The 3976-nt window shown below is 48.1% G+C and carries 4 protein-coding genes; all 4 read left to right on the top strand.

Annotation, left to right across the window (positions count from 1 at the left end; genetic code table 11):
* Positions 1 to 346 (top strand): hypothetical protein (locus EXE45_RS19720; RefSeq protein ID WP_158294278.1); only part of this gene is annotated, 346 nt, incomplete at its 5' end.
* 761 nt (positions 347 to 1107) lie between these two features.
* Positions 1108 to 1848, top strand: a complete 741-nt coding sequence (locus EXE45_RS16050) for a ComF family protein (RefSeq protein ID WP_137694908.1) — start codon at positions 1108 to 1110, stop codon at positions 1846 to 1848.
* Positions 1835 to 2782 carry a DNA-processing protein DprA gene (locus EXE45_RS16045; RefSeq protein WP_158293467.1) on the top strand — a complete coding sequence of 316 codons (948 nt, stop codon included), beginning with the start codon at positions 1835 to 1837 and terminating at the stop codon, positions 2780 to 2782. Before EXE45_RS16050 ends, EXE45_RS16045 begins: the two co-directional genes overlap by 14 nt.
* Positions 2783 to 2974: 192 nt before the next feature.
* A complete protein-coding gene (locus EXE45_RS16040; protein WP_137694906.1) occupies positions 2975 to 3880 on the top strand; it encodes a hypothetical protein in 906 nt (301 codons plus the stop codon).
* Positions 3881 to 3976: the final 96 nt, after the last annotated feature.

Here is a 3976-nt window from a genome sequence, read left to right as displayed (position 1 = left end):
CTTCGTCCGGTGGGCCAGTCAGACCGCCTTCGAGCGCGTCCGCGATTGGCTCCGTGACTTCTTTGACCCCAAGCAGGTTCTCAACGATATCAAGGAACGTGCGAAGGCCAAGTTCGCTTCACGCACCGAGAAAGATGATGAGTCTGAAGAAATCGAAGAGGAGCCCGAGAAAGATGTCGTTGAGAACGACGACGACTTCATCGACATCTCCAGTGGAGGAATGCTCGACGATGATGTTCAAGCCGAACTCAACGAAGCTTTCGAAGAAGCTCGTAAGCAAATGGAATCCGGCAAGTGGGATGACTTCGGAACCGCCCGCTCCATGACAGACGGCGGAACCGACTGAGGTCGAAACTCACCCGGGGACACCCGGTCAAGAGCGGTAGCTATCGTGTTTCGACCGTCATTTTTTGAACATCCCGTCCCTGAGAGACATCTTCCCTCGATTTCATCGAACCCTGCGTTGTAGTTAGAGCCCAGTAATCCCCAAATACAGTAGAATCAGAAATAAACCATCTGTTTTCTCGGATAACCCAGTCGAATATGGTCGAATTCTACCACCAAAACCAAACTCCCTCTCCTCGCCTCGGTTGCCACCCCCCCTTAATGACTAAGCCGCTAACGGAATATCGCGTGAATTCAGTCGGGGATGACCCCTACGAGGAAGGTGATATCTCATAGTAACACGCTTATTTGTTCTATCTACGGACTACAGGGCCTGTATTCGCCGTTTATCGGAGGGACGACTGTGCTGAATGCCGTATAGATAGCGCTTCGTTTGCCTAACCGCCTTAGCACCCTCTACAATCTCTCTAAAACATCACGTGGATGATTCCAAAATCACACTACACTCAGACCAACACTATTTTCGAGCTACTACATGTCTAGTCCTGACGACTCGCACCACCTCCACAAAGAATTCCCAATTGAGAGACAGACCGCTCCAACACTAATCTGCGTGCGACAGAGGTTCAACCTGCGTCAAGACCTATCGAGAGACGGCCGGACAGTTTGTCGTGACAGGAACTACGATTGACATGACAAATCGAGTGTCCAGTGTCGACTGACCCCAAGGGTGATATGTGATTGTGACAACCATCAGAACAGATGACGACGTACTACTCGATATCGGACAACACGAAGTCCATCGGGGAATTTCAAGGCGAAGATATTCTCCACCCAAAGTACCAGTGTAATACGTGTGGCCACGCCATATCCCCTTTCTACGCACAAAAAACGGGAGTTTGCGGACTTTGCCAGAATGGTTACAACGATTTCGAGCAATTAGAGAGAATTTTATCAGTGACGATTTACACGTACGAATTTCGTGACCACGAGATTACGAACGCGATTGACGAAGTGAAAGAAGGTGAGCATGCCAACGAAATGGCGGATATTCTCGAATGGGGAATGGAAAATCTGAATGATTTGATGAGCTATGATATGCTGGTCCCGCCGCCCCGAGGTACGCAAGGTACAGCATCAAATCATATGGAGAATATTGGCGGTCTCCTGAGTGACCGGGTAAATATTCCTCTCCGAGACGTACTGAGGAAGTCAGAGGAATACGGGTCACAGAGAGATACCGATGGTGCCCAAGAGAGGTGGGATAACGTTGATAATAAAATAGAGTGTATTCGAGAATTCGGAACTTCTCCCTCTGTAATCGTACTTGACGATATTGCGACGACTGGAGCAACTCTTGAAAACTGTGCCAAGGCCCTAAACGAATCCGGGGCTTCCAAGGTGGTCGGCCTCACGATTGCACGCACAGAGAACATTGAGGACCTCGTAGATGCAGAAGTCTACATCCCGGAGGACGAAATACCAGAAGATGAACGACCTTGACCCAATCATAGCAGGTATCAACGATAATCAAGACCTCAACCAGAAGGGTGTACTCAAACTCTTCGTTGACCTATTCACGGAGAAAGCCCCAAATGAAATCTCTCAAGACTTCTTAACCGACTATCTGAAAATCAAAGAACTTGAGGATAACGACCAATCTCGACTTGCATCTCAATTAAGCGAGGAAATTTCGACTATCGACATCGATTTTTATTCTCAATATATCGAAGGTCTTGACTCAGAGGGAATCTTGTTTGTACCGTTCTACGGTCCTAATTACCCGGACCTACTGTGGAACATTCCAGACCCTCCGTTGTGTCTATATGTCGACGGTGATGTGACCGCCCTTGAGGATGGAGTGGCCGTAGTGGGGACCAGAAGTGCGAAAGAGCATAGACTAGAATTTGTCCGGAAGATTGCATATACTCTCGTAGAGATGGACAAAACTGTAGTTAGCGGTTTAGCAAACGGTGTCGACGCTGCTGCTCACCAAGGGGCTCTTGACGCTGGGGGAGAAACAATCGCTGTGTTACCCGGCGAGGTACAGAAAGTGGTTCCCGCAGGAAATAGAGGGATTGGGGAACAGATACCTGATAATGGGGCCTTGGTTAGCGAGACGAGCAGTAAAGTAGGGATTCATCGTGGGAGGTTCGTTGAGCGAAATAGAGTAACGTCCGGTATTTCTACAGCAGTTATAATTGGGGCATCTGGTGAGACCGGCGGTACTATTCATCAGGCGGATTTTGCCATGGAACAAGAGAAGCCACGGTTCCTTTACGACCCAGAGGTTGATGACGGCCAATCACCAAACAAAATCTTCGAAAAAGGGTTTCATGGCTTCCAAACGCTTGATGAACTAAGAGAATTACTAAACTCGGATTTTATCCCCTCAGACTCCAACTCTCCAAATCCAACTACGCTGGACGATTACTGATATTTCTGATTATGACCGACAGGTCATGAATCATACTCACTGATGAAGTAGCGTAAAAGAATCTGGTTTGACTGATTGCTAAGATGTCTTCTAGAATTGGTATCTGGCACTCTAGGAATTTGCTCCCGGCTACTTTGGGTCGGTGACTGAAAAATCCGGAGATTCATATCGCCTCAGTAGAATTTCTAATTTATGACGGATGTTGACAGGTTAGTCGACATAATCTTTGAGAAAGAGCAACCAGAATCCGTCGATTTCGAGATAGCGTTCACGGCCTTAGTCGCAACAGCTACACTCACCTCCCTCAACTCGACGGTGAGACATTCGTTGATAATCACTCTCTGTGCTCTCGCTCTACTTGTGTTGACTCTTGTCCGCCGGATGGGAGTCATCGGGAAACATACCGACGAAGAAGCCGTTCTAAACTGGACAGTACGACCGATTGAGATGCTATCAATCATATGCGTGCTTCAGATTAGCAACACGGTCTTGAGTACGGTCGGTGACTGGGCAACAAGAATTAACATAGTCTCCCTTTCACTGATTGTGGCAGTCCTGTTCATCGTAGTGCTACAGGAATTCGTTTTTGGTGACTATCGCATATGGGGCTCGGCGTTTTTTACGAAAGGATTGGCGGTACAGAACGGAAATGAGGAGGTTGATAGTCGGTTACATAGCCTGATATTAACTGTACTCGCAAAGTTCTATTTTGAGTTCGCATACCTCATTCTGCAAGAGCCCGGCGTCATCCCTGAGAGAGATATTGAGAAATGGAATACACTTCGTGAATTCGTTGAGGAAATGGACGAGGGTGAACAGACGCGCCCTAGTGCGACCCGGACATTATTTGGAAGTGGAATTATACTCGTCGTGGGATATGGGACGGTGAGTTGGATTCTGTCGTTCACAGGATTACCGGTGGTCGGGGGATTCCTCTTGCTGGTTATGATTATGGCCGTCCGACATCTTATCGGTTTCTGGTATCTTGCGTACGGTTCTCAGACTCTCAGTCGATTCCTTCAAGGGAACACACACCATCTCGCGACGATGGGAATCTACGGTGGTGTCAGTTACTGGTTGTTCTTCTATGCCCCGTAGACGGAAGAGAGAAATTCCGCATCTTCATATCAATAGCCGTGCCTTCCACTTCGAGGTCTACCGTCGAATCTACCTCATCGGTGACGAGGCGCACCT

It is taken from the genome of Halorubrum sp. SP9 (assembly GCF_005435015.1).
Classification (GTDB): domain Archaea; phylum Halobacteriota; class Halobacteria; order Halobacteriales; family Haloferacaceae; genus Halorubrum; species Halorubrum sodomense.
This window is presented reverse-complemented; position numbering and strand designations above follow the sequence as displayed.

Excerpts from the sequence above, each read along its gene's own strand:
- EXE45_RS16050 (WP_137694908.1), top strand. The coding sequence starts at position 1,108 with ATGACGACGTACTACTCGATATCGGACAACACGAAGTCCATCGGGGAA.
- EXE45_RS16040 (WP_137694906.1), top strand. The coding sequence starts at position 2,975 with ATGACGGATGTTGACAGGTTAGTCGACATAATCTTTGAGAAAGAGCAA.
- EXE45_RS16045 (WP_158293467.1), top strand. The coding sequence starts at position 1,835 with ATGAACGACCTTGACCCAATCATAGCAGGTATCAACGATAATCAAGAC.